Source organism: Candidatus Planktophila lacus, assembly GCF_002288385.1.
GTDB lineage: Bacteria > Actinomycetota > Actinomycetes > Nanopelagicales > Nanopelagicaceae > Planktophila > Planktophila lacus_D.
In genome coordinates this window covers 1,055,535-1,078,992 of sequence record NZ_CP016783.1, presented here as the reverse complement: position 1 = coordinate 1,078,992, position 23,458 = coordinate 1,055,535, and the positions used below count along the sequence as shown (strand labels likewise).

The window sequence follows — 23,458 nt, the reverse complement described above, 5'->3', positions numbered from 1 at the left end:
ATGCGAGAATTACAACTATGACAAAGAAGAGAGTTCTATCGGGCATCCAGCCCACCAGTGACTCCTTCCACCTGGGCAACTATCTCGGTGCGCTAAAGCAATGGGTCGAACTCCAGAGCGGCAATGATGCCTTCTACTGCATCGTCGATCTGCACGCCCTAACCGGTGATATCGATCCAGCGCTGCTTCGCAAAAGAACTCTCTCATCTGCGGCGCAGTTGATTGCTTTAGGAATTTCTCCAGAGAAATCTACGCTCTTTGTGCAATCACATGTTGCCGAACATAACCAACTCGGTTGGATTATGGAATGTATAGCGGGCTTTGGCGAAGCTAACCGTATGACCCAATTTAAAGATAAGTCAGCAAAAGGTGGGGCAGATACTGCGCGCGTAGGACTCTTTACCTACCCAATGTTGCAAGCCGCCGACATTCTGCTTTATCAAGCAGATCAAGTACCTGTTGGAGAAGACCAACGTCAACACATCGAGTTAACACGCGATTTAGCGATCCGATTTAACACAAAGTTTGGCGATACCTTCAAAATACCTGAGGGTTATATTCTAAAATCTGGATCAAAAATTTACGATCTACAAGAGCCAACAAATAAGATGAGTAAATCAGCAGGCTCGGTCGCAGGTGTTTTAGAAATTATGGATACGCCAGAGGCAAATACCAAGAAGATTAAGAGCGCGACTACTGATGCGGGCCGCGAAGTAACCTTTGATGAAAAAAGCAAACCTGGCATTAGCAACTTATTAACTATCCATTCAACCCTTTCTGGAAAGAGCGTTGCAGATTTAGAGAATGAATTTGCCGGAAAAGGTTATGGAGACTTTAAAGGCGCGGTTGCCGAAGTAGTTGTTGAGTACCTACGTCCCATCCGCACTCAGGCGTTGGAACTTCTGCAGGATGAGGCTCATCTAATCAAGGTCCTTCACGATGGCGCTGATAAAGCGCGCGCCGTCGCCAGCGCAACTCTGGCGCAGACCTATAAAAATTTAGGCTTGGTTCTCTAATGAAGTTTCGTGCAGCGCTAGCGATAGCTGCAATCGGGCTTTCGATTTTTAGCGCTCCACAAGCCAGTGCAGCAGGCAATATCTGTATCGCTTATGACACTGGTGGGCCAGGAGATCGCTCATTTAACGATGCAACTCTTGCCGGCGTTAAAAAAGCGCAGAGCCAGTACTCATTTACATTCGAAAGCGTTGTTACTGATGGCACCAACGCCGATCGGACTAAGCGAATCCGCACACTCACTACCAAGAGTTGCACAACAATAATTGCAGTTGGCGGTCAATACGCAAGAATTATCGAACCACTCGCAATTGAATTTCCAAATACCCAATTTGCGATTATCGGAGATGCTTCAATCCCTTCCTTAAATGTCACATCAATTATCTTCTCTGAGAACGAAGCGGCTTTCTTAGCGGGCTATAGCGCAGCGCTAGCCACTAAAAGCGGCAAGGTAGCGATGGTGACTACACCTTCCAATGCAGATGGTTATGAAAATGGATTTCTCCTTGGTGTTGCAGCAGCAAAGAAGAACGTACGCTCATTTGTGAAATACACCGCAACTGAATCTGTGGTCTCCGCAAAGGCGCTTATTACCCTAGGTATAGATGTTATCTATGATGCAACAACTGGATCAGCTGATGGTTTATTTGAGGCGATCGTTAAGGCAAACACATCTAAGAATCGTAAGAAGAACGCCCCTGAAGTTAATTTGATTATTACCGAACCTGATCTTTATCTAAGCGTCACTCCTGCAACTTCAAAATATCTAATTGCTTCAGTTGTTAAACGAGTAGATATCGCAGTATCTGCGATTATCGGCAAAGCCATTAACAACAGCCAACTCTCGGATGTTATTGATGCTAAAGCCGGCATCTACGGACACCGTTACGGAATCGGCGATAAAGGAATTGAGATTGTTATTAAATCTAAGCCGTTAGCTGCCCAAAGCGCAGCGATCAATGCGGCAGCGAGTGCAGCGTATGCAAATTAATTGGGAGCTTCTTAAAGAGCAAGCAACTGCTGCGATGAAACAAGCCTATGCGCCGTATTCAAAGTTTCCAGTAGGAGTTGCAGCGCTAGTAGATGACGGTCGCATCGTGACCGGTTGTAACGTAGAAAATGCCAGTTATGGCCTCACTTTATGCGCAGAATGCGGATTGGTTTCTTCACTTATTAACTCTGGTGGCGGACGCTTAATTGCATTTACCTGTGTTGATATCTCAGGGAACTTGTTAATGCCGTGCGGTCGCTGTCGCCAACTTCTTCAAGAACACGGCGGCTCAAAACTGCAATTGGCAACAGATGATGGAATTAAAAACTTAGCCGACCTATTACCCTGGGCATTTGGCCCAGAAGAGATGGAAAAGCGTCTTGACTAGTAACTCTGTCGAACCATTTGCCGCAGTAGAGATTATCGCCGCTAAACGTGATCGCAACGAACTTACCGATAAACAAATTGACTGGACAGTTGATGCCTACACTCGCGGAGTAATTGCTGACGAGCAAATGTCAGCTCTCCTGATGGCGATCTTGCTAAATGGCATGAACTCCCGTGAAATTTCACGTTGGACAACGGCGATGATTAACTCTGGCGAACGCATGAACTGGTCGATGCTTGATCGCCCAACTGCAGATAAGCATTCAACTGGTGGCGTTGGCGACAAGATAACTCTTCCATTGGCGCCGCTAGTTGCTGCATGCGGTGGCGCCGTTCCGCAACTTTCAGGTCGCGGCCTCGGCCACACAGGTGGCACGCTCGATAAGCTCGAATCAATTCCCGGTTGGCGTGCCTCGCTCTCCAATGAAGAGATGTTAAAAGTATTGCAAGATACCGGAGCGGTAATTTGTGCAGCAGGTGCTGGTCTTGCTCCCGCCGATAAGAAACTTTATGCACTGCGTGATGTAACAGCGACAGTTGAAGCGATCCCACTTATTGCGTCATCAATTATGTCTAAGAAGATTGCCGAAGGTACTTCAGCGCTAGTGCTAGATGTGAAAACTGGCAGTGGAGCATTTATGAGCGATCCGAAGCAAGCCGCCGAACTTGCACGCACCATGGTTCAACTTGGCATCGATGCTGGTGTGAAGACACGTGCTCTCGTTACGGCGATGGATGTTCCACTTGGGCTAACGGCCGGAAATGCCCTTGAAGTACGTGAATCTATTGAGGTTTTAGCTGGTGGGGGACCTGCAGATGTTGTTGAGTTAACCATTCTTTTGGCGCGCGAGATGATCGATGCCGCCGGAATTGTTGGAAAAGATCCTGCAGTTGCCCTGCAAGATGGTTCTGCGATGGATCATTGGCGCCGCATGATTGCCGCACAAGGCGGAGATCCAGATGCCAAACTGCCAGTTGCACGCGAACAACATGTAATCACCGCTCAAAATTCTGGAACGATGACCACGATGGATGCGATGAAAGTCGGCGTAAGTGCATGGCGCTTAGGCGCAGGCCGTTCTAAGCAAGGCGAGAAGGTGCAAGCAGGTGCAGGTATCGAGATGCATGCCAAACCTGGAGATTATGTTCAGGCAGGTGCACCGTTACTTACCTTGCATACCGATGAACCAGCTAGATTTGAACGCGCCTTAGAAATTCTAGAAGGTGCAATTTCCATCAAGGAAGGTGGAACAGTAAATCGTCTGCCTCTAGTAATCGAGCGGATAGGTTAATGAGCACTTTAAATTTGATTCCAACCCCAGAACAAGTCAAGCGCTTACCTAAGGCTTTGCTGCACGATCACTTGGATGGGGGCCTTCGCCCACAAACAATTATTGATATTGCCAAAGAGATTGGCCACGAACTCCCAACGAATGATGCAACAGAGTTAGCCGAGTGGTTCCGCGCATCATGTGATTCAGGTTCGCTAGTCCGCTATCTCGAAACCTTCGCGCATACAGTTGCCGTAATGCAGCGCCCAGCAGATATTGTGCGGGTTTCGCGTGAGTGTGTAACTGATTTGGCCGAAGATGGCGTTGTCTATGCCGAAGTTCGTATGGCTCCTGAGTTGTTAACCGAAAAAGGTTTAACTCTTTCGCAAGCGATTGAAGCGATCTTGCAAGGTTTCCAAGAAGGCGAGAAAGAAGTTGCTAAAACTGGAGGCAAGGTTCGCGCAGTTCTCCTCCTTTGTGGAATGCGTCAGAATAAACTTTCGCAAGAAGTAGCGGAATTAGCTGTTAAATACCGCGATCGTGGCGTAGTTGGCTTCGATATCGCAGGCCCTGAAGATGGCTTCCCGCCAAGTGATCAGTTAGATACCTTTGAATTCTTACGTCGCGAAAATGCTCACTTCACGATCCATGCGGGTGAGGCGTACGGACTTCCTTCAATCTGGGAAGCGATTCAACTCTGCGGTGCAGAGCGCCTCGGTCATGGTGTGCGAATCATCGATGATATTGATTTGAACCATACACCTGCGCGCCTTGGAAAACTTGCCGCTTATGTTCGTGATCGTCGCATCCCATTGGAAATGTGTCCTTCTTCAAATATTCAAACGGGAGCTGCTGCAAATTTTGCGGATCACCCAATCGGAGATCTCGCCAAACTTCGCTTCCGTGTAACAGTTAATACCGACAACCGTTTAATGTCAGCAACTTCGATGACCCGCGAAATGAACGAGTTAGTTAAGGCATTTAACTGGAGTTTCTTAGATCTGCAGCGCGTGACTATCAATGCGCTAAAGAGCGCGTTCATTCCCTTTGAAGAGCGCCTGGCGATTATCGATGAGATCGTAAAGCCAGGCTTTGCAAAGATTTCTGCTGAATAATAGTTAAACCCCGATTGGGTGCCAGACCGTCTTTGCTTCCATAAATGCATAGATGCGATTTGGAGTCTGCGCATCATCAAAGTGGTGGATCCGCTTTAGGTTTTCAGCGCCGGCTTCTTTAAGTGCGGCGCGTTTCTTCTTATCGATTCCAGATATATCCATGCCATCTATATCCATATGCGATGCCGCCCAAGGAGCAAGCTCATCATGTGAACCAGTGAGGATATTTATAACTCCATGAGGTAGATCGCTAGTTACTAATACTTCGGCAAAGGTCATCGCCGGAACCGCTGATGCACCAGGCACTAGGGCGATAACTGAATTTCCAGATGTAATAACTGGCGCAATGGAATCGATAAAGGCTAAGAATTCATCTTTTGGCGCAACTGCGATAACGCCTTGCGCTTCAGGGATAGTGAAGTTGTAATAAGGGCCAGCAACTGGGTTTGTTGAGCCAAATGCTGCAGCTAACTTATCGCTCCAACCGGCATACCAAACCCAACGATCGATCGCAGCCATAAGTTGCTCATGCGCCTTCTTGGGAGTTACGCCAGATGTTGCAGAAATTTCATTGGCGATCTGATCTGCGCGACCTTCTAACATCTCTGCAATGCGATAGAGAATCTGTCCACGGTTGTAGGCAGTTGCCTTTGCCCAACCTGGTTGCGCTGCGCGCGCTGCCACAACTGCATCGCGTAGATCTTTACGTGATGCCAGCGCAGGATTAGCGATGAAGTTTCCCTTTGCATCGGTTACTTCGTAGATGCGCCCTGATTCACTACGTGGGAAAGCGCCATTGATGTAGAGCTTGTAAGTCTTCTTCACTTCAAGACGTGACATTTACTTTCCCTCCTTCAGATAAGAAGCCAGGCCATGTTTTCCGCCTTCGCGTCCCCAGCCAGATTCTTTATATCCACCAAATGGTGATGTCGGATCAAATTTGTTAAAGGTATTGGCCCAGATGACGCCGGCGCGAAGTTGTTGAGTGGCCCAAAGAATTCGCGAGCCTTTCTCACTCCATACGCCTGCAGATAACCCAAATGGAGTGTTATTTGCTTTTTCGATCGCCTCTTGTGGCGTGCGGAAAGTGAGAATAGAAAGTACTGGTCCAAAGATTTCTTCGCGCGCGATGCGGTGGGCTTGCGTAACGCCAGTAAAGATAGTTGGTGCAAACCAGAAACCTTTATCGGATAGGTTGCAAGCCGGGCTCCAGCGTTCGGCGCCTTCAGAATCTCCTGCTGCAGAAAGTTCATTAATCTTATTTAACTGCTCGCGTGAGTTGATAGCGCCCAGATCAGTGTTCTTATCTAAAGGATCGCCAACGCGAATCTTTGACATGCGAGCCTTTAACTTTTCGGTAACTTCATCTGCGATACCTTCTTGCAAAATCAAACGTGATCCAGCACAGCAGACATGTCCCTGATTAAAGAAAATACCGTTAACAATGCCTTCGACCGTCTCATCGACAGGGGCGTCATCAAAGACGATATTTGCACCTTTTCCGCCTAGTTCAAGGGTGGCTTTCTTATTGGTGCCGGCGATGGCGCGAGCAATCTTCTTGCCGACTTCAGTAGAACCAGTAAATGCGATCTTATGGATGCCAGGGTGGTTAACGATCGCAGATCCTGTAGATCCATCGCCAGTAACAATGTTTACAACGCCATCTGGAAGTTCTGCTTGTTGGCAAACCTCAGCAAATAAAAGTGCGGTAAGGGAAGTTGTCTCAGCTGGTTTTAGAACAACGGTATTTCCAGTTGCAAGTGCGGGCGCTACCTTCCACGCCAACATCAATAACGGGAAGTTCCAAGGAATGATCTGGCCGGCAACGCCATGTGGCTTTGGTGACTTACCCATGCCGGCGTAATCTAATTTATCGGCCCATCCAGCGTGATAAAAGAAGTGCGCGGCAACTAGCGGAATATCGATATCGCGGGTTTCGCGAATTGGCTTACCGTTATCTAGAGTTTCAAGGACTGCAAATTCGCGGGCACGTTCTTGCAAGATGCGCGCGATTCGATAGAGATACTTTCCGCGTTCTTTGCCAGATAGTTTTGACCAAGTTTTTGTGTAAGCCTTCTGTGCTGCAATAACTGCCTTATCAACATCGCTGGCGCTGCCGAGAGCGATCTGGCTTAGTACTTCTTCAGTTGCTGGGTTAATTGTGGCAAAGTGATTACGCCCATTAACAAATTTGCCATCTATGAAGTGTCCGTACTTCGGCTTAATCGAAACGATAGCGCGAGACTCGGGTGCTGGTGCATATTCGAAAGTCATGACTGATCCTTGGCGCCTTCTCTTAATCGATCGTTACGTAGTTAGGGCTAGCGTAGTAGCCATCGTCCATTTTCATGCGTTGCATCAAAAGGTCGTTCAGTAGCGCACTGGCTCCAATGCGGAAAAACTCTGGTGTTAACCATTCTGGGCCGGCAGTTTCATTTACTAGTACTAGCTGCTTAATCGCATCTTTAGTATTTCTAATTCCGCCGGCAGGCTTTACTCCGATGCGACGATTTGTCAGCGCATAGAAATCACGGACCGCCTCTAACATCACAAGGACAACTGGGGGAGTAGCGGCAGGTGCGACCTTTCCCGTTGAAGTCTTGATGAAATCTGCGCCAGCCAGCATCGCTAAATATGAGGCTTTGCGAACATTGTCATAGGTAACTAATTCGCCAGTTTCAAAGATAACTTTTAGATGTGCACGATCTCCGCAAACTTCGCGGATCTTTACGATCTCATCAAAGACCAGCCCAAAATTGCCCGATAAGAAAGCGCCACGATCGATCACCATATCTATTTCGGCCGCGCCGGCATCGATCGCATCTTGAGTATCTTGGATTTTAACTTCCATTGATGCGCGACCTGATGGGAATGCAGTTGAGACAGCAGCAACTGGAACGTGCTTGCCGCCGATCGCATCTAAATGGGTTCGTGCAATCGAAACCATATCGTTGTAAACGCAGACCGCACCAACACTTGGAATCGTTAAATCAGTTGGATCAGGGCGCACTGCCTTTGTGCAAAGCGCGCGAACCTTTCCCGGAGTATCGGCTCCTTCTAAAGTTGTTAGATCAACCATTGAAATGGCAGTGTCTATCGCCCAACGCTTACTTGTCGTCTTGATACTTCGAGTTGCCAACATGGCAGCGCGCGCTTCAGCGCCGACTTGGTCTACGCCAGGAAGTTGTGAGAGAAAGTTCTTAAGCGAACTTTCACTGCCATCGACTATTCCGTAGAAACTCATGCGAGAAAATCCTTAAGTGGTTGGCGCAATTGATTCAAAAGATCGTTTGCCGACTTTTCATCTTTAGTTATGACCTCGATGTAGCACTTCATCTTTGCTTCAGTTCCGCTCGGACGGATAATGATGCGAATTCCTCCATCAAGCCAGATTCGTAAGCCATCTGTTGGGGGAAGCCCATCTTTAGGTGCAGCCAAGTCATCAATCGAAGATACCGTACGACCGGCAATTTCTGCAGGAGGGTTCTTGCGCAATCCCGCCAGAAGTTCAGTAATGCGGGACATATCGCTAACTCGAATTGAGATTTGTTCTGTGCCATGGAAACCGTGACGTGCCCAAACCTCATTTAATAGATCTACGAGCGTTTTTCCGTCAGCGTTTAGATCAGTTGCAATTTGAGCTAAGAAAAGTGCTGCAGAAATGCCGTCCTTATCGTTAACAGTCTCAGAATCGACTGAGTAACCGATCGCTTCTTCGTAACCAAAGGCGAGATCTTCGATTTTGGCTAACCACTTAAAGCCTGTTAAAACCTCTTTAAAGTCGATTACATAGTGAGCAGCAATCTTGCGCAGCGCAGATGAAGAGACGATCGAATTACCAAAGGCGCCGGTCTTTGTCTTATCTTGCGCCATCGATCGCGCAATCCATTCTCCGAAGATTATGCCGAGTTCATCACCTCGCAGCATTCGCCAACCACTATTTGGATCATTTACTGCAGCAGCGCAGCGATCGGCATCTGGGTCATTGGCGATAACTAAATCGGCGCCAACTTGGCGCGCTTTGGCTAGCGCTAAATCAATCGCACCTGGTTCTTCTGGGTTTGGAAATGCCACAGTTGGGAAATCTGGATCTGGTTGCGCTTGTTCACTTACTAAAACCAATTTTGGAAAGCCGGCTTTAGCAAATACCTTTTCTACAGTCTCAGTACCAACGCCGTGCATTGCGGTGTATACGATTTTGAGAGAACCAGGTCGTGGCGCAAGTTTTGCTGTACGCGCAACATATTTATCTACAACTACATCATCTAAAGCAGTCCATGATTTACCTCTAGGTACATCCTTTAGAGAGTTGACTAAATCAATCTCTTTCGCGATAAAGCCATCAGTTGGATTGATGATTTGTGATGCGGCGTATTCAATACCGTCGGCAGTTGGCCCGATATAAACCTTGTAGCCATTATCTTGCGGTGGATTATGGCTAGCGGTGACCATAACGCCGAGATCACAGTTAAGTTCACGGGTAGCAAAAGCTAGTACTGGAGTTGGAAGTGGTCGCGGCAGGACAAATACCTCAAATCCTGCACCTGAAAATATCTGCGCAGATTCTTCTGTGAAATCTCCTGATCCGTAACGCGCATCGCGTCCAATTACCACGCGGCTGAGTCCGCGCTCTTTCATGTAAGCAACTAAACCGGCAGCGGTGCGCCCTACAACAGCGCGATTCATACATGAAGGACCAGGGCCAATAGGCCCGCGCAGTCCTGCAGTTCCGAATTGAAGAAACCCTGCAAAGTACTTCTTCAAAGTTACTTCATCTCCAGCTGCGACAAGTTTGGCTAACTCCGCTGCGGTCTTTGGGTCTGGATCATCGGCTATCCAGGCTTGTACTTCGGCCAAAAGCTGCGCGTTCATAGCCCCAGCGTAACTGGATTAAATCAACTTGTGAATTGCGAGTTAGGAAAGGAAATTATGCATCAAGAATGTCGCACAAAACTGTGCCACTTGAAACAATTTCGCCAATAACCGCTTTTAGATTAGCGATTTTGCCTGCTTTGTGGGCAAGCAGTGGTTGCTCCATCTTCATCGCCTCTAAGACAATAACCAAGTCACCAATCTCAACAAGAGCGCCCTCTTCAACTGCAACTTTTACTACTGTTCCTTGCATTGGGCTTGCTAAACCTGATCCACCTGCACCGCTTACCTTTGATTCTTTAGCACGATGGCGCTTAACAACAGGTTCTGGCGTATGCAGTTTTACCTCGAAGCGTTTTCCATTTACTTCAGCAACTAAATGTTCTGCCGCTACCTTAGTTGTTACAGGAATAGGTGTGGCGGAAAATGCCGGGATATCGTTCTTAAATTCATTTTCAATATAACTTGTATAGACCTTGAATTCTTCTGTGTATGCCGGATCTTCCAGAATCGCGCGATGGAATGGGATTGCTGTTGCTAAACCATCCACTTCAAATTCTGCAAGTGCGCGACGTGCTCTCTCGATGGCTTGTTTACGCGTTGCGCCAGTGACGATCAACTTCGCTAGAAGTGAATCAAAGTTGCCACCGATTGTGTCGCCTTTCTTAAATCCCGCATCAACGCGTACTCCAGGACCAGAGGGTAAATTCCATTGTGTTATTTGACCTGGGGCTGGCAGGAATGAACGTCCTGGATCTTCGCCGTTGATTCGAAATTCAAGAGAATGGCCACGAATTTCTGGATCCGTGAAACCAAGTTTCTCGCCCATCGCAATTCTAAATTGTTCACGTACCAAGTCGATTCCAGTTACTTCTTCGCTGACTGGGTGTTCGACTTGCAGGCGCGTATTAACCTCTAGGAAGGAGATAGTTCCATCCGCGCCAACTAAGAATTCGCAGGTACCGGCACCCACATAGCCAGCCTCTTTCATGATCGCTTTACTTGAGCGGTAGAGCTCTTCATTCTGCGCATCAGTTAAGAATGGAGCGGGCGCTTCTTCTACAAGCTTTTGATGGCGGCGTTGCAGCGAACAGTCACGCGTACTAACAACTACTGCGTTTCCATGTTGATCAACTAAGACTTGGGTTTCTACGTGACGAGGCTTATCCAAGTAGCGTTCTACAAAGCATTCGCCGCGTCCGAAACCAGCAATAGCCTCACGAACAGCAGATGCAAATAGTTCAGGAATTTCTTCCATGGTGTGCGCAACCTTTAATCCACGACCGCCACCACCGAAAGCTGCCTTAATTGCGACAGGTAAGCCATGTTCTTTTGCAAAGGCGGTGACTTCTTCCGCACCTGCCACAGGATCTTTAGTTCCGGCGACTAGTGGTGCTCCTGCTTTGGCAGCGATTCGTCGCGCTGAAACCTTGTCACCTAACGCGCTAATCGCGGCAGGAGGTGGGCCGATCCAAATCAATCCAGCGTCAATAACTGCTTGTGCAAAATCTGCTCGCTCTGAAAGGAATCCATATCCTGGATGCACAGCATCGGCGCCCGATTTCTTAGCAACGGCAATGATCTTTGAGATATCTAAATAAGTTTGAGTAGCAGTAACACCATTTAGCGAGAAGGCAAAGTCTGCGTTCTTAACATGGAGCGCATCGCGATCTTCTTCAGCGTAAACAGCGACGCTCTCAAGTCCATGATCATGACAAGCGCGAATAACGCGTAGCGCGATTTCGCCACGGTTAGCAATTAGAACGCGTTTCATCGCATCTCCTTAACTTCTGGCCAAGAGTATCCAAGTTGTGACATTGCAGATCGTAAGAACGGCATTGATAACCCGACCACATTTGTGTAATCGCCTTCGATAACAGGAATAAATGGCGAACCAAAACCATCTAGAGTAAAACCACCTGCAACTTGAAGCGGTTCTCCGGATGCTATGTAATCCTCGATCTCGTGATCGGTTAACTCTGAAAAAGTCACCTTTGTTGTAACTCGATCTGCTATTTCTCGTCCCTGAGCGGTATCGATAATGCAGTGGCCGGTATGTAGCAAACCTGATCGACCGCTAATTTTCTTGGCGCGTTCGCGGGCTATATCTGGAGTTCCTGGCTTTCCGAATGAGACGCCGTCAACATCAAAAGTTGAATCGCACCCAATTATCAGCGCGGGGTAATCAATCTGCTCGCGAACTGTGTGAGCTTTCGTCACGGCTAGCGCAATAACCATGTCAGCCGGTGACATCGCGTTAAAGAAATCGGTTTCTTCATCTACGTTGCTAACGATGATCGTCGGATTAATTCCAGCGCCCTCCAGCAAGCGGCGGCGCGAAGTTGATTGTGAAGCAAGAACTATCTTTGGCATTAGCGAGATTTTCTCCGGGCACCAAAGGTGATCTGATGGGGAAGCGGTTGGCGCAATTGTGGCAGACCAAAGACGCTGCGCTTAATTACTGGAACCAAATTCTGAATCTTATGGTGATCAATTGCAGCCTTGAGAGCAAGCAATTCCTCATCAGTTGGATTGCCAGATGTGATTGTAAATTTCATTAGAGCGGAATATTCCCATGCTTGCGTGCCGGCAAAGTATCGCGCTTAGTCTTTAAAGTACGGAAGGCTTTGGTTATGTAGGCTCGTGATTGATGAGGCTCAATTACGCTATCGATGGTGCCGCGCTCTGCGGCTGCATATGGATTAGATAGCGTCTCGGTGTAATCAGAAACTAGCTCTGCACGAACCTTCTCTGGATCTTTAGCATCGGCAATCTCTTTGCGGTACAAGATATTTACCGCACCTTGTGCGCCCATAACTGCGATTTCCGCACTCGGCCATGCAAAGTTAATATCGCTACCCAAATACTTTGAACCCATAACGATAAAAGCTCCACCGTAGGCTTTGCGGGTAATCAAAGTAACTAGCGGAACTGATGCTTCAGCGTATGCATAAAGCAACTTTGCGCCACGGCGAATGATTCCGTTCCACTCTTGTTCGGTGCCAGGTAAGAATCCAGGAACATCTACCAAGGTAAGAATTGGAATATTAAAGGCATCGCAGAAACGTAAGAAGCGCGCTGCTTTTTCACTGGAATTGATATCTAAAGTGCCGGCAAGTTGCGATGGTTGGTTGGCAATAATGCCAACTGATTCGCCTTCAATGCGCGCAAAGCCGACGACGATATTTGGCGCATACAAAGCGTGTACTTCTAAGAACTCGCCCTCATCAACCAGAGTGGTGATCAGAGTCTTCATATCGTATGGCTGGTTAGGGCTATCTGGAATCAAGGTATTTAGCGCAGCATCTGCCGCGTTTTCATCTAGGTTCTGAGTTGGAGGAAGATGCGGTGAGCCATCCATATTGTTAGATGGCAGATATGAAAGAAGTGCCTTCACATAATCAATAGCATCTGCTTCGCTATCAGCTAGGTAATGAGCATTTCCGGAACGCGTATTGTGAGTAAATGCGCCACCGAGTTCTTCCATATCGACATCTTCACCAGTAACCGTTTTGATTACATCAGGACCTGTAATAAACATATGAGAAGTCTCATTAACCATTACCGTGAAATCCGTTAAGGCAGGCGAATAAGCAGAACCACCGGCGCAAGGCCCAAGAATTAAAGAGATCTGAGGGATAACTCCAGAAGAACGGGTATTTAAACGGAAGATTTTTCCATATCCATTAAGCGATGCCACGCCTTCTTGAATACGGGCTCCACCAGAGTCATTTATTCCAATTAATGGGATACCGCTCTTAAGTGCAAACTCAGCGATCTTTACAATTTTTTCGGCATGAACTTCACCAAGACTTCCACCCATAACGGTGAAATCTTGTGAGTAAAGCGCGATCGGACGCCCATCAACTGTGGCAGTTCCGATTACAACACCATCTCCATAGGGACGGTTCTTCTCCATTCCAAATTGCGTAGAACGGTGGCGCGCAAATTCATCGATCTCGGTAAAGGAGTCAGCATCGACCAGTAGATCAATACGCTCACGAGCAGTTAACTTTCCTTTGGCATGCTGCTTTTCAACGGCGCGCGCTGATCCGGCATGGACCGCTTCCTCGACACGAAGTCGGAGATCTTCAATTTTTCCTGAAGTTGTATGCAGATCTGGGCTCATGGCTCTACGGTACTAGTCGTGGGTAGCCAAGCGCCAAGAGCGCCACTTAATAAGTCGATCATCGACGCAAATATTTCGCAGTACTGGCGGGTAAGCGTGGTTGATCTCACTGCATCCACACAAAGCGATCTTGCAGAGTTAGTTAACTCTTCAGTAGCAAAATCTGGTGAAGTAATTGCTGCAGAATTTCAAAGTAATGGACGCGGTCGCCTAGATAGAACATTCGAAGCGCCGCCAAAGAGCGCGCTCTTATTCTCTCTTTACGTTGCACCAAAGCGTGCTCGCAGCGATTGGAGTTTTATCTCTTTCTTAGCCGCTCTCGCCATGCGCGAAGTTATTTCAAAAGATATTAAAGATAAAGTCTCGCTAAAATGGCCTAACGATATTTTAATTGGCGACAGCAAAGTTGCGGGTTTGCTTGCGCAACAAATCGGCGATGGAGTAATTCTCGGAATTGGGCTAAATGTTGCAATGAGCGCTGATGAACTTCCGGTTCCAACTGCGACATCACTGGCGCTGGCTGGATCAAATAATTTAGATCGCAATTTATTGCTCAGCGCTTTCTTAAATCGCTTTGCGGATATCTTCGAAGCGTGGGATTCCGGAGGTGACTTTCTAGAAAAGTATCGCCAGGTAAGTTCGACTCTCGGTCGCCATGTACGAGTTGAAGTGCTTGGGCGAGATTCAATTGAGGCAGAAGCGGTAGCAATCACCGCACAGGGCGCGCTAATTCTTAGCGATGGCACTGAAGTTAACGTGGGAGATGTAGTTCATCTACGATAGTGACGTGAACGAGCGCTTCCCGACTGTCGGCATCATTGGCGCCGGCCAACTCGCTCGGATGACCGTAGCTCCGGCAGAAGCACTTGGAATTAATCTCTTACTTTTTGCAGAAAGCGACCAAGATAGCGCTGCTCAAATTGCCCCGCATGTAGTCGGTGATTACCGCGACCTCGAAGCGCTAAAGGATTTCGCTAAGCAATGCGATTTCGTAACCTTTGAACACGAGCTAGTTCCAATAGCGGTAATAAAAGGGTTAGAAGCAGCGGGCGTAAAAGTTCTCCCAACTTCAGACTCTTTTCAGTATTCGCAAAATAAGGCGTTAATGCGCCAGCGACTAACTGAATATCCAGCACCAAAATGGAAAGTAATTAACGATGGCGATGATTTACTGGATTTCCCATTTATAGCAAAGAGCATCAGCGGGGGATATGACGGCCGTGGGGTTTGGAAGATCAAGAACCACGATGATTTAGATGAGGTATTAAACGAGATTCCTCAGTTGTTAATTGAGGAGCTAGTTGAATTCGATTTTGAGATTGCAGTTATGGTTGCTCGATCAGCACATGGCCAGGCAGTTACTTGGGCGCCAACCCAAACTGTTCAGTCGGATGGGATCTGCACCAGCACAATTTCACCAGCTCCTAAACTTTCTCTCGATCTCGCCGAGAAAGCACAACACTTAGCCCTCTCGATTGCAAACGACCTAGCCTTAATTGGGGTTATGGCAGTTGAGATGTTTGTTAAGGGCGAACAATTGTTTATTAACGAGCTTGCCATGCGCCCACATAACTCTGGCCACTGGACTATCGAAGGCGCAAAGACCAGCCAATTTGAACAACACTTGCGCGCTATTCTCGATCTTCCGTTGGGAGATCCTTCAATGGTTGCCCCTTACGCAGTTATGGGAAATATCTTAGGTGGAGATAAAACAGATATGTTCCGGCCTTACCTACATTTAATGGCACGTAATCCGGATCTGAAGTTCCATCAATATAAGAAAGAGATCCGCAAAGGGCGAAAAGTTGGCCACGTTACCGTTGTCGGCGAAAACCTTCTAGAATTAACTGAAGTTATCGCCCACGCGCGCGACTATATGAGCGGAGAAATCGATGAGTGATGTAGCAATCATCATGGGATCAGATTCTGATTGGCCGGTAATGGAAGAAGCAGCGAAGGCTCTTGATTCATTTAGAATTAGTTACACCGCCGATGTTGTCTCAGCCCATCGCATGCCAGAGGAAATGGTTGAGTTTGCAAAGAATGCAGCGACTAAGGGTTACAAGGTAATCATCGCTGGCGCAGGTGGAGCCGCACATTTACCTGGAATGGTCGCCTCGCTTACAACGCTTCCAGTAATCGGTGTTCCAGTCTCGCTTAAGAATTTAGAAGGTATGGACTCTCTGCTATCAATCGTTCAGATGCCAGCAGGAATTCCAGTGGCAACTGTAGGAATCGATAACGCCAAGAACGCTGGAATTCTTGCCGCACGAATCTTAGGAGTAAGTGATTCTGAAATTTCAGCGAAAGTTGCTTTAAACCTCGCTGAGATTAATAAGGAAGCTAAAGCCAAAGGCGAGAATTTAAGCGCACGCCGTAATCACAAAACTGGTTTTTAGCCCTTAATCTGAGCGACCGAGAGCGTGAACGCGCCAACCTGCTGCGCGCCACTTGTCGCGATCGAGCATATTGCGACCATCAATCAGGAACTTTGATTTAACGAGTTGACCGATAACTGATGGATCTAGTTCGCGGTACTCCTTCCACTCTGTTAAGTGGAGGATGGCATCGGCGCCTTTAACGCAATCGGTAACTTTCTCGGCGAAATCAAGGTTTGGGAAACGCTTACGTGCTGGCTCAATTCCCTTTGGATCGTGGACAACAACTGTGGCACCTGCGGCTTGAAGTTGTGCAGCGATATCAAGTGCGGGGGAGTCACGAACATCATCGCTATCGGGCTTAAATGTCGCACCGAGTACTGCAATTTTATATTGCGTTAAATCTTCTGAAAGATCAGCGCGCACAACATCAATTACGCGCTGACGTGCACGTAGGTTGATTGCATCAATCTCTCGCAAGAATTCGAGCGCTTGATCAGCGCCAAGTTCCTGTGCGCGCGCCATAAAGGCACGGATATCTTTTGGCAGACATCCGCCACCGAAACCAATACCTGCCTGCAAGAAGCGATTTCCAATTCGTGGGTCGTAACCAATGGCCTTAGCAAGCACAGTGACATCTCCGCCGGCTGCTTCACAAACTTCAGCCATAGCGTTGATAAATGAAATCTTCGTTGCCAGAAATGAGTTTGCCGCAACCTTTACAAGTTCAGCAGTTGGAAGATCGGCGCGAATCCAAGGGGTTCCAAGATCGATGATCGGTTTGTATACCTCTTTGAGAATCTCTTCAGCGCGATCATTAACAACGCCAACCACGAGGCGGTTGGGAGTCAAAGTATCTTCTACTGCAAAACCTTCACGAAGAAATTCTGGGTTCCAAGCTAAATCAGCCTGTGGTGCAGATGTAGCCAAAATATCGCGCAGCGCTTGGGCGGTGCCCACTGGAACTGTTGATTTTCCAACAACGAGTGAGCCGTCCTTTAAATGTGGCGCGATCGCTGCAACAGAGGATTTCACATATGTTAAATCTGCAGCAAGGCCATCTTTACTCTGTGGTGTTCCAACACAAATAAAGTGAACGTCGGCATCGGCAACTGCTGAAAAATCTGTTGTAAATGAGAGTCGCCCGGTCTTCATCTCTGCTGCGAGCAAAGTATCTAAACCTGGTTCATAGAAAGGCAGTTCGCCACGCGAGAGTAGATCTACCTTGTGCTGGTCGGTATCAACGCCAACAACTTCAAAGCCAAGTGATGACATACATGCTGCGTGAGTGGCACCGAGATAGCCACAGCCAATAACTGAGAGTTTCATAGGGTTTTAGTCTAAAGCACCTTCTATTTGATTTCCCCGCATGGATTTTCCGCTGCGGTACGCGTCTTAAATTTATCGACAATAACTGGCTTGGCAGATGCTGATGCCGATGAAGATGAACTTGCTGATGGTGATGGAGTCACTTCATCTACTAGCGCTGCATCATCACGAATTCTCGTCCATAAATCAGCGCTTAACACTGGATCCCAAATTACTACCGAACCCGCGGTTGGGTGTCTGCCATTTGCGGTCTTTAGCGGAACCGTCAATGTGCGAACATTTCCGGAAGAGAGTCCGCGCATCTGTTTAGCAAGATCCAATAAATCGTTCTTGCTTAAGTTTTCATCCATTTTTACGGTAGAGATCGCCGCATTCAAAAAGTTAACTAATTTAATTGGATTGAGAAGTACTCCAGTGCTTGTTGCCTTCTTGATTACAGAACTCATAAATTGTTGTTGACGTTGCATACGTCCGATATCGCCGCGCCCATCAAAGTCACGGGTGCGGACATATTTAAGGGCTTCAATTCCATCGAGGGTATGTGTGCCAGCGCTAAGTACCAGGTGGCTCTTTGGATCATCGATATCTACCTTGGTACAGACTTCAATGCCGCCAAGAGCGTTAACGATTCCAGCAAAACCGGCAAAGCTCACTTCAATGTAATGATCCATCTTTAAATTAGTCGCACGTTCAATGGTTTCGATAAGTAGTGGTGCACCACCGAAGGCGAATGCGGCATTTAACTTATTCTCGCGATCAGGAATCTGTGATTTTCCATCTGTGCTCAAATGAGCAGGAATTGTTACGAGCGAATCACGAGGTAGGGATATAAGAAATGCCTTATCCCGTTTCTTGCTGATGTGAACCAACAACATCGTGTCAGATCTTCCACCAGCCGCGGTTTGAGCATTTCCAACGCGTAGGGCTTTCATCTCTTCTTTTGTTAGGCCTTCACGAGTATCTGAACCAACCAATAAATAGTTAAGAGCCTTAGATGTTTTCTCAGGGCGATTATCTAGCCCAGCGAAGACGCTAATGCGATCGATTCTGCCGCTTACTTGGCCTAATCCGATCCAAGATAGCGATGCGAGAAGTACTACACCCACAGAAAGTGATGTAATAACCTTTATTGCTCGCGTCGATTTCACATACGAACTCTACTTGGGCGATAGCGTAGAGGGGTTATGTCGACATCTATGGGCGAGTTATCTGTCTCACCAGCAGTTAGCGTAATTCTTCCCGTTCTAAATGAAGAGGCGCACTTAGAAGAATCTATATCGGCAATCCTTTTTCAGGATTATCGCGGGGTCTTTGAAGTAATTCTTGCCCTTGGCCCCTCGCAAGATCGCACAGATGAAATTGCAGAGTCGCTATCAGCCAGAGATCAGCGAGTTAAATTGGTAGCCAACCCATCTGGAAAAACAGCGGCTGGGCTTAATTTGGCGGTCGCTGCATCCACGCACCCAATAATTGTTCGCGTTGATGGCCATGCAAAAATTCCACAGAACTACCTAACTTTGGCGGTAGAGATTATTGAAAAGACCGGCGCCGTAAATGTTGGTGGAGTTATGGCAGCAGAAGGAGTAAGTACATTTGAAAAGGCGGTTGCTCGTGCGATGCGCAGTCCATTGGGAGTTGGCGCGTCACGTTTTCACACTGGTGGAGAAGCCGGAGAAGTAGACACCGTTTATCTCGGAGCATTTAAACGAGAAGCAATTAACCAAGCAGGTGGCTTTGATGAGCGATATACCCGCGCACAGGATTGGGAGTTAAATTTTCGCTTGCGCAAAAACGGTGGATTGATTTACTTCGATCCCAGACTTCAAGTTACATATCGCCCGCGCCCGAATTTAAGAAAGCTAGCGAAGCAATATTTTCAGTATGGAACTTGGCGAAGAGTTGTTTCGCGTAGCCATAGCGGAACAATTAATTTACGTTACTTAGCCCCACCGGTGACACTAATCGGTTGTGTAACTTCAGTAATCGGTGGAGCTTTGATTCATCCGATTCTCTATATTCCAGTCTTTGTTTATGGAGTTTTCGTAGGGCTATCTGCTGCGCTGATTTCGCGGTCAATGCGTGAATTTTTTTCACTTCTAGCGATTATTCCAACAATGCATTTCGCTTGGGGCGCGGGGTTCATCACCTCAACTAAAACGCTGCGGTAGCCTTTACCCATATGAGCGCTCCTGTAACCGTTTACGAACCCTTTCGCGCTGGCATGCCGCCGTTGGGTTCATACCTGCGCTCCCTTTGGGCCCGCCGCTCATTTATCTCAGAGTTTTCAAGGTCCGAACTACGTGAACAAAACTATGGCTCGGTCTTCGGCCAGCTCTGGTTGGTCTTAAATCCACTACTTCTTTCTGGCGTTTACTTTCTATTGATCTACATTATCGGTGGCCAAAGCGATGCCACTCGATACGGCCATCTAACTGCCAGCCTCTTTCTCTTTTATTTGATCAGCAATAGCTTAAGTGGCGGCGTTAAGTCGATCACCGCTGGTCAACGTTTGATTTTAAATACCGCCTTCCCACGCGTGATGCTTCCAATTTCTGCATCGGTGATTGCGCTATTTAAATTTATTCCAACCTTATTTATCTTCTTCATTATGCGAACAGCGCTGGGCCTTGAGTACTCGTGGAATATGTTCTGGGCTATTCCGATATTGCTGATCGCCTTATTGATGGGTCTTGGAATGGCGATTCTGATCTCTTGTATCAACGTCTATTTCCGAGATATCGCAAGTTTCCTGCCTTACATGACTCGCAGCCTTCTTTACTTATCTCCGATTCTTTATCAGGCAAGTGACTTAACGGAAGAGTTAAAGCGTTTTGAGATTGTAAATCCAATTTTCTATCTCCTCGATGCTTGGTCGCAAGTAATGGTCTATGCCCAAGCCCCAGATTTATTCTCGTTAGCGCATGCACTCATCTGGGCGCTAACAATCTTTTTTATCGGTACTTATTTCTTCTTATCCAGGGAGCGTGATTTCGCTGTCCGCCTCTAATTCACAGAATTCAATTCACCCAAAAAATGGTCTCGCAGTTTCGGTGCAGAACGTTGGACTTACCTATAAGACTTCGGTTGTAAAGCGACCTACTTTAAAAGCGCGCCTAAAAACTATTGGACGTTCAAACAAACACACTCGAGTAGTTAACGCGCTAAATAGCGTAAATCTTGATGTCCACTACGGCACGGTGCTCGGAGTCATTGGATCAAACGGCGCCGGCAAATCTTCGCTGATGCGAGTTATCTCCGGAATTGTTCCCCCAACCCAAGGACGCATTGAAGTTCACGGTTCCGTTAGTACGCTCTTGGCCCTCGGTGTTGGATTTAACCCGTCTATGACCGGGCGCGCAAATGTTTACTTAGGTGGTCTTGCTGCAGGAATGTCGCGCGCTGAGATTGATAGCCAGTTCGATGCGATCGCCGAGTTTTCAGAGCTCGGAGATGCAATAGATGCTCCAATGCGCACTTATTCATCTGGAATGTATGCGCGCCTAGCATTTTCAGTAGCGGCAACGGTGCAGCCAGATATTTTGATAGTTGATGAAGCCCTCAGTACTGGTGATGCCCACTTTAAAGAGAAGAGCCTGAACCGCATTAAAGAGCTACGCACCGCAGACCGTGCACTTATTTTGGTGAGCCACGCAATGGCGACGATCGAAGATGTTTGTAATGAAGTTGCTTGGTTACATAAAGGTAAGTTGATGGCGCGCGGAAATCCAGCGGAGATTATCAAGCAGTATCGCGAATTTATGCAGGTCGGAAAGAGCGCAGCAGCAAATGAGGATGTCTAAAAAGCCTCTGATTGCACTTGCAATCTCAATTGCAGTCTCACCGATCACTTTCCTACCAAACGCTGCCAACGCTGAGACAGTTCCAGCAACTTTTGCATTTCAAGGAAGTGGCTACGGCCATGGCGTCGGAATGAGCCAGATCGGTGCCAGAGCGAAAGCTTTAGCCGGTGAATCTGCGACCGCTATTTTGCAGTATTACTACACTGGAACAATTGTTGAAACGGTTACTGATACGCAGATCCTTCGAATTAACCTTGGAAATTTACTCACATCTGCGAAGCTAAGAAGTGACTCTAAGGGTGCAGAACTTCAACTATTTGCAGGTGATTTAGGTGAAACACAAACGGCAACACCTTTACTTACCTTTCCAAGCAAGACCTCACTCAATTTGAATTTAACTGATGGGCTACTTGCAATTAGTACAACGCGGGGAACTACTAGCAAGGCAATTACGACCGGAAGTGCTTTCACTCTACGTTGGTCCGGAACTCGCTATCAAGCTGGTTCACCAACTGTTATTTCGCTGACAACTAACGGCGCAACGAAGAAATATCGCCATGGACAGATATCCCTCAAAGTAATTAGAGATAAAACCTTGGGAAAGCGATTGGCGATTATCAACTCTGTGCGCCTACAAGATGAGTATCTATGGGGGATTGGTGAGGTGCCCTCATCTTGGCCAACTCAAGCGCTCGAAGCGCAAGCGATCGCATCTAGAACATATGCCTATGCAAAATCTACAAAGATCCGGTCCGCCTGTGATTGCCATTTATACGCAACGATCAGCGATCAAACCTTTGCTGGTTATTCAAAAGAGAGCGAACCTAGATTTGGGGAAATTTGGAAGGCGGCAGTTAACCGAACTGCAGGCTCGATAATTACCTACGAAGGTCGTCCAATTACCGCTTACTTCTCTTCATCATCGGGCGGTACAACAGAAACATCTGAGCACGCCTGGGGTACTGCAACCCCTTACACAGTTAGCGTTCCTGATAGCGCAAGCGTTGATGTTGCACTTAATCCTCGCTTTGCTTCATGGACCAGAGAAATATCTCAAGCAGTTATTGCTCAAGCATTTGCGTTGCCGGATGTTATCTCGTTAACAGTTCTATCAAATAACCCTGCAGGATCAGTCGCGCTAATCCAAGCGATTAGTTCAGATGGATCATTTGCCGTACTTCGCGGTGAAACTTTTAGAAGCCGTAGCAAACTGCCTTCAGCTTGGTTTTCGGTAAATTAGTTAGCGTGCAGGATGGAATTCAACCCACCCCAAGTTCCAGTACGCATTACTACTTCTAAACCACCGGTTAGAGAATTACGACGGAAGAGCAAGTCACTGGCACCAGAAAGAGATGCAGCTTTCACAATTTCACCATCTGGAAGTTTTACCTTTGAGGCCGAGGTTATATAAGTTCCTGCCTCAATTACGCAGTTGTTGCCAAGTGAAATTCCAAGTCCAGAGTTGGCGCCTAGCAGACACTTTTCGCCAACCGAAATCACTTCTTTACCGCCGCCACTTAAGGTGCCCATGATTGAAGCGCCGCCACCTACATCGCTACCGTCGCCTACGACGACGCCCGCTGAAATTCGACCTTCCACCATAGAAGTTCCTAAAGTGCCGGCGTTAAAGTTAACAAAGCCTTCATGCATAACTGTTGTACCTGGTGCTAGATGTGCACCAAGTCGCACGCGATCAGCATCGGCAATTCGAACACCAGATGGAATTACGTAATCAACCATGCGCGGGAATTTATCGACGCCGAATACTGTGACGTGGCCATATTTGTTGCGCAGCGCTCCTCGAATCAATTCAAAACCTTCGACGGCACATGGGCCAGCAGATGTCCAAACAACGTTGGTGAGCAACCCGAAGATGCCATCCATAACCGCGCCATGTGGCTTGATTAAGCGATGTGAAAGTAAGTGAAGGCGCAAGTAGGCATCAGCAGCACTTGTCGGCGCCACATTGAGATCTATCTCAATAGAGATAACTTCACGTCTTACTTTTCTAACTTCATCAACTCCGGCAAGTTCATTTAGCGCAGCAGGCGCTTTTGAAGTATTCGTACCGAGAACTGGTTCTGGGAACCAGACATCCAAAAGTGTTTCTCCAGAATAAGTTGCAATTCCGTGGCCAGATGCCAGATGTGGCGAATTTTGCGAAGCAGACAT

Annotated in this window: 23 protein-coding genes; 12 read left to right on the top strand and 11 right to left on the bottom strand. The window is 47.5% G+C overall.

Going from position 1 to position 23,458, the window contains the following annotated elements:
- Positions 1-17: 17 nt before the first annotated feature.
- Genes trpS through A1sIIB60_RS05410 form a run of 5 tightly spaced genes read left to right on the top strand, consistent with a single transcriptional unit; the run spans position 18 to position 4,778 of the window.
- Entirely contained in the window at positions 18-1,016 is a 999-nt protein-coding gene (gene trpS, locus A1sIIB60_RS05430; protein ID WP_095689421.1) for a tryptophan--tRNA ligase, read from the top strand.
- Positions 1,016-2,005 carry a BMP family lipoprotein gene (locus A1sIIB60_RS05425; RefSeq protein ID WP_095689420.1) on the top strand — a complete coding sequence of 330 codons (990 nt, stop codon included), beginning with the start codon at positions 1,016-1,018 and terminating at the stop codon, positions 2,003-2,005. Before trpS ends, A1sIIB60_RS05425 begins: the two co-directional genes overlap by 1 nt.
- Positions 1,995-2,393 carry a cytidine deaminase gene (locus A1sIIB60_RS05420; RefSeq protein WP_095689419.1) on the top strand — a complete coding sequence of 133 codons (399 nt, stop codon included), beginning with the start codon at positions 1,995-1,997 and terminating at the stop codon, positions 2,391-2,393. The genes A1sIIB60_RS05425 and A1sIIB60_RS05420 overlap by 11 nt, the downstream gene beginning before the upstream one ends.
- Positions 2,386-3,684, top strand: coding sequence for a thymidine phosphorylase (locus tag A1sIIB60_RS05415; protein ID WP_095671458.1), 1,299 nt, complete (start codon positions 2,386-2,388; stop codon positions 3,682-3,684). The genes A1sIIB60_RS05420 and A1sIIB60_RS05415 overlap by 8 nt, the downstream gene beginning before the upstream one ends.
- Positions 3,684-4,778, top strand: coding sequence for an adenosine deaminase (locus tag A1sIIB60_RS05410; RefSeq protein ID WP_095689418.1), 1,095 nt, complete (start codon positions 3,684-3,686; stop codon positions 4,776-4,778). Before A1sIIB60_RS05415 ends, A1sIIB60_RS05410 begins: the two co-directional genes overlap by 1 nt.
- Positions 4,779-4,781: 3 nt before the next feature.
- On the opposite strand, the gene A1sIIB60_RS05405 is transcribed toward A1sIIB60_RS05410, so the two are convergent.
- Genes A1sIIB60_RS05405 through A1sIIB60_RS05370 form a run of 8 tightly spaced genes read right to left on the bottom strand, consistent with a single transcriptional unit; the run spans position 4,782 to position 13,779 of the window.
- Positions 4,782-5,618: an aldehyde dehydrogenase family protein gene (locus tag A1sIIB60_RS05405; RefSeq protein ID WP_095689417.1), complete on the bottom strand. Its 837-nt coding sequence runs from the start codon at positions 5,616-5,618 to the stop codon at positions 4,782-4,784.
- Positions 5,619-7,052 (bottom strand): aldehyde dehydrogenase family protein, encoded by a 1,434-nt coding sequence (locus tag A1sIIB60_RS05400; protein ID WP_095689416.1) that lies wholly within the window; start codon positions 7,050-7,052, stop codon positions 5,619-5,621.
- Between the two features lie 22 nt (positions 7,053-7,074).
- On the bottom strand, positions 7,075-8,022 hold the full coding sequence (deoC, locus tag A1sIIB60_RS05395) for a deoxyribose-phosphate aldolase (RefSeq protein ID WP_095689415.1): 948 nt from the start codon (positions 8,020-8,022) through the stop codon (positions 7,075-7,077).
- Positions 8,019-9,650: a phospho-sugar mutase gene (locus A1sIIB60_RS05390; protein WP_095689414.1), complete on the bottom strand. Its 1,632-nt coding sequence runs from the start codon at positions 9,648-9,650 to the stop codon at positions 8,019-8,021. Before A1sIIB60_RS05390 ends, deoC begins: the two co-directional genes overlap by 4 nt.
- A gap of 55 nt (positions 9,651-9,705) precedes the next feature.
- Positions 9,706-11,424, bottom strand: a complete 1,719-nt coding sequence (locus A1sIIB60_RS05385; protein ID WP_095689413.1) for an acetyl/propionyl/methylcrotonyl-CoA carboxylase subunit alpha — start codon at positions 11,422-11,424, stop codon at positions 9,706-9,708.
- Positions 11,421-12,023 carry a Maf family protein gene (locus A1sIIB60_RS05380; RefSeq protein ID WP_095689412.1) on the bottom strand — a complete coding sequence of 201 codons (603 nt, stop codon included), beginning with the start codon at positions 12,021-12,023 and terminating at the stop codon, positions 11,421-11,423. Before A1sIIB60_RS05380 ends, A1sIIB60_RS05385 begins: the two co-directional genes overlap by 4 nt.
- Complete coding sequence (locus tag A1sIIB60_RS05375; RefSeq protein ID WP_095689411.1) at positions 12,023-12,208, bottom strand: hypothetical protein; 186 nt, start codon at positions 12,206-12,208, stop codon at positions 12,023-12,025. The genes A1sIIB60_RS05380 and A1sIIB60_RS05375 overlap by 1 nt, the downstream gene beginning before the upstream one ends.
- The gene (locus A1sIIB60_RS05370; RefSeq protein ID WP_095671449.1) at positions 12,208-13,779 is read right to left on the bottom strand and encodes an acyl-CoA carboxylase subunit beta; all 1,572 of its coding nucleotides are present in this window, start codon (positions 13,777-13,779) and stop codon (positions 12,208-12,210) included. The genes A1sIIB60_RS05375 and A1sIIB60_RS05370 overlap by 1 nt, the downstream gene beginning before the upstream one ends.
- Before the next feature lie 18 nt (positions 13,780-13,797).
- Here A1sIIB60_RS05370 and A1sIIB60_RS05365 point away from each other — a divergent pair, with 18 nt between their 5' ends.
- Genes A1sIIB60_RS05365 through purE form a run of 3 tightly spaced genes read left to right on the top strand, consistent with a single transcriptional unit; the run spans position 13,798 to position 16,178 of the window.
- Positions 13,798-14,562: a biotin--[acetyl-CoA-carboxylase] ligase gene (locus A1sIIB60_RS05365; RefSeq protein WP_190279198.1), complete on the top strand. Its 765-nt coding sequence runs from the start codon at positions 13,798-13,800 to the stop codon at positions 14,560-14,562.
- A 4-nt stretch (positions 14,563-14,566) separates the two neighbouring features.
- A complete protein-coding gene (locus tag A1sIIB60_RS05360; RefSeq protein WP_095689409.1) occupies positions 14,567-15,679 on the top strand; it encodes a 5-(carboxyamino)imidazole ribonucleotide synthase in 1,113 nt (370 codons plus the stop codon).
- Positions 15,672-16,178, top strand: coding sequence for a 5-(carboxyamino)imidazole ribonucleotide mutase (gene purE, locus A1sIIB60_RS05355; protein ID WP_095689408.1), 507 nt, complete (start codon positions 15,672-15,674; stop codon positions 16,176-16,178). The genes A1sIIB60_RS05360 and purE overlap by 8 nt, the downstream gene beginning before the upstream one ends.
- A 3-nt stretch (positions 16,179-16,181) precedes the next feature.
- Here purE and A1sIIB60_RS05350 read toward each other — a convergent pair whose 3' ends face one another.
- The gene (locus tag A1sIIB60_RS05350) at positions 16,182-17,486 is read right to left on the bottom strand and encodes a UDP-glucose dehydrogenase family protein (RefSeq protein WP_095689407.1); all 1,305 of its coding nucleotides are present in this window, start codon (positions 17,484-17,486) and stop codon (positions 16,182-16,184) included.
- A 23-nt stretch (positions 17,487-17,509) separates the two neighbouring features.
- Positions 17,510-18,634, bottom strand: a complete 1,125-nt coding sequence (locus A1sIIB60_RS05345; protein WP_095689406.1) for an LCP family protein — start codon at positions 18,632-18,634, stop codon at positions 17,510-17,512.
- Between the two features lie 36 nt (positions 18,635-18,670).
- Between A1sIIB60_RS05345 and A1sIIB60_RS05340 the strand changes: the two genes are divergently transcribed.
- From A1sIIB60_RS05340 to A1sIIB60_RS05325, 4 genes are read left to right on the top strand one after another with little or no spacing between them, the layout of a single operon-like run.
- Positions 18,671-19,654, top strand: a complete 984-nt coding sequence (locus A1sIIB60_RS05340) for a glycosyltransferase family 2 protein (protein WP_095689405.1) — start codon at positions 18,671-18,673, stop codon at positions 19,652-19,654.
- 11 nt (positions 19,655-19,665) lie between these two features.
- Entirely contained in the window at positions 19,666-20,493 is an 828-nt protein-coding gene (locus tag A1sIIB60_RS05335; protein ID WP_095689404.1) for an ABC transporter permease, read from the top strand.
- Positions 20,471-21,286 (top strand): ABC transporter ATP-binding protein, encoded by an 816-nt coding sequence (locus tag A1sIIB60_RS05330; protein ID WP_223298664.1) that lies wholly within the window; start codon positions 20,471-20,473, stop codon positions 21,284-21,286. The genes A1sIIB60_RS05335 and A1sIIB60_RS05330 overlap by 23 nt, the downstream gene beginning before the upstream one ends.
- On the top strand, positions 21,279-22,526 hold the full coding sequence (locus tag A1sIIB60_RS05325; protein ID WP_095689403.1) for a SpoIID/LytB domain-containing protein: 1,248 nt from the start codon (positions 21,279-21,281) through the stop codon (positions 22,524-22,526). The genes A1sIIB60_RS05330 and A1sIIB60_RS05325 overlap by 8 nt, the downstream gene beginning before the upstream one ends.
- Here the strand turns inward: A1sIIB60_RS05325 and dapD are convergent.
- On the bottom strand, positions 22,523-23,458 hold the full coding sequence (dapD, locus tag A1sIIB60_RS05320) for a 2,3,4,5-tetrahydropyridine-2,6-dicarboxylate N-succinyltransferase (protein WP_095689402.1): 936 nt from the start codon (positions 23,456-23,458) through the stop codon (positions 22,523-22,525). The genes A1sIIB60_RS05325 and dapD overlap by 4 nt on opposite strands.

Coding starts and splice junctions, on each gene's coding strand:
- A1sIIB60_RS05425 (WP_095689420.1), top strand. CDS start 1,016: ATGAAGTTTCGTGCAGCGCTAGCGATAGCTGCAATCGGGCTTTCGATT.
- trpS (WP_095689421.1), top strand. CDS start 18: ATGACAAAGAAGAGAGTTCTATCGGGCATCCAGCCCACCAGTGACTCC.
- A1sIIB60_RS05325 (WP_095689403.1), top strand. CDS start 21,279: ATGTCTAAAAAGCCTCTGATTGCACTTGCAATCTCAATTGCAGTCTCA.
- A1sIIB60_RS05340 (WP_095689405.1), top strand. CDS start 18,671: ATGTCGACATCTATGGGCGAGTTATCTGTCTCACCAGCAGTTAGCGTA.
- A1sIIB60_RS05410 (WP_095689418.1), top strand. CDS start 3,684: ATGAGCACTTTAAATTTGATTCCAACCCCAGAACAAGTCAAGCGCTTA.
- A1sIIB60_RS05370 (WP_095671449.1), bottom strand. CDS start 13,779: ATGAGCCCAGATCTGCATACAACTTCAGGAAAAATTGAAGATCTCCGA.
- deoC (WP_095689415.1), bottom strand. CDS start 8,022: ATGAGTTTCTACGGAATAGTCGATGGCAGTGAAAGTTCGCTTAAGAAC.
- A1sIIB60_RS05420 (WP_095689419.1), top strand. CDS start 1,995: ATGCAAATTAATTGGGAGCTTCTTAAAGAGCAAGCAACTGCTGCGATG.
- A1sIIB60_RS05380 (WP_095689412.1), bottom strand. CDS start 12,023: ATGCCAAAGATAGTTCTTGCTTCACAATCAACTTCGCGCCGCCGCTTG.
- A1sIIB60_RS05375 (WP_095689411.1), bottom strand. CDS start 12,208: ATGAAATTTACAATCACATCTGGCAATCCAACTGATGAGGAATTGCTT.
- A1sIIB60_RS05335 (WP_095689404.1), top strand. CDS start 19,666: ATGAGCGCTCCTGTAACCGTTTACGAACCCTTTCGCGCTGGCATGCCG.
- purE (WP_095689408.1), top strand. CDS start 15,672: ATGAGTGATGTAGCAATCATCATGGGATCAGATTCTGATTGGCCGGTA.
- A1sIIB60_RS05405 (WP_095689417.1), bottom strand. CDS start 5,618: ATGTCACGTCTTGAAGTGAAGAAGACTTACAAGCTCTACATCAATGGC.
- dapD (WP_095689402.1), bottom strand. CDS start 23,458: ATGTCTGCTTCGCAAAATTCGCCACATCTGGCATCTGGCCACGGAATT.
- A1sIIB60_RS05385 (WP_095689413.1), bottom strand. CDS start 11,424: ATGAAACGCGTTCTAATTGCTAACCGTGGCGAAATCGCGCTACGCGTT.
- A1sIIB60_RS05390 (WP_095689414.1), bottom strand. CDS start 9,650: ATGAACGCGCAGCTTTTGGCCGAAGTACAAGCCTGGATAGCCGATGAT.
- A1sIIB60_RS05400 (WP_095689416.1), bottom strand. CDS start 7,052: ATGACTTTCGAATATGCACCAGCACCCGAGTCTCGCGCTATCGTTTCG.
- A1sIIB60_RS05350 (WP_095689407.1), bottom strand. CDS start 17,486: ATGAAACTCTCAGTTATTGGCTGTGGCTATCTCGGTGCCACTCACGCA.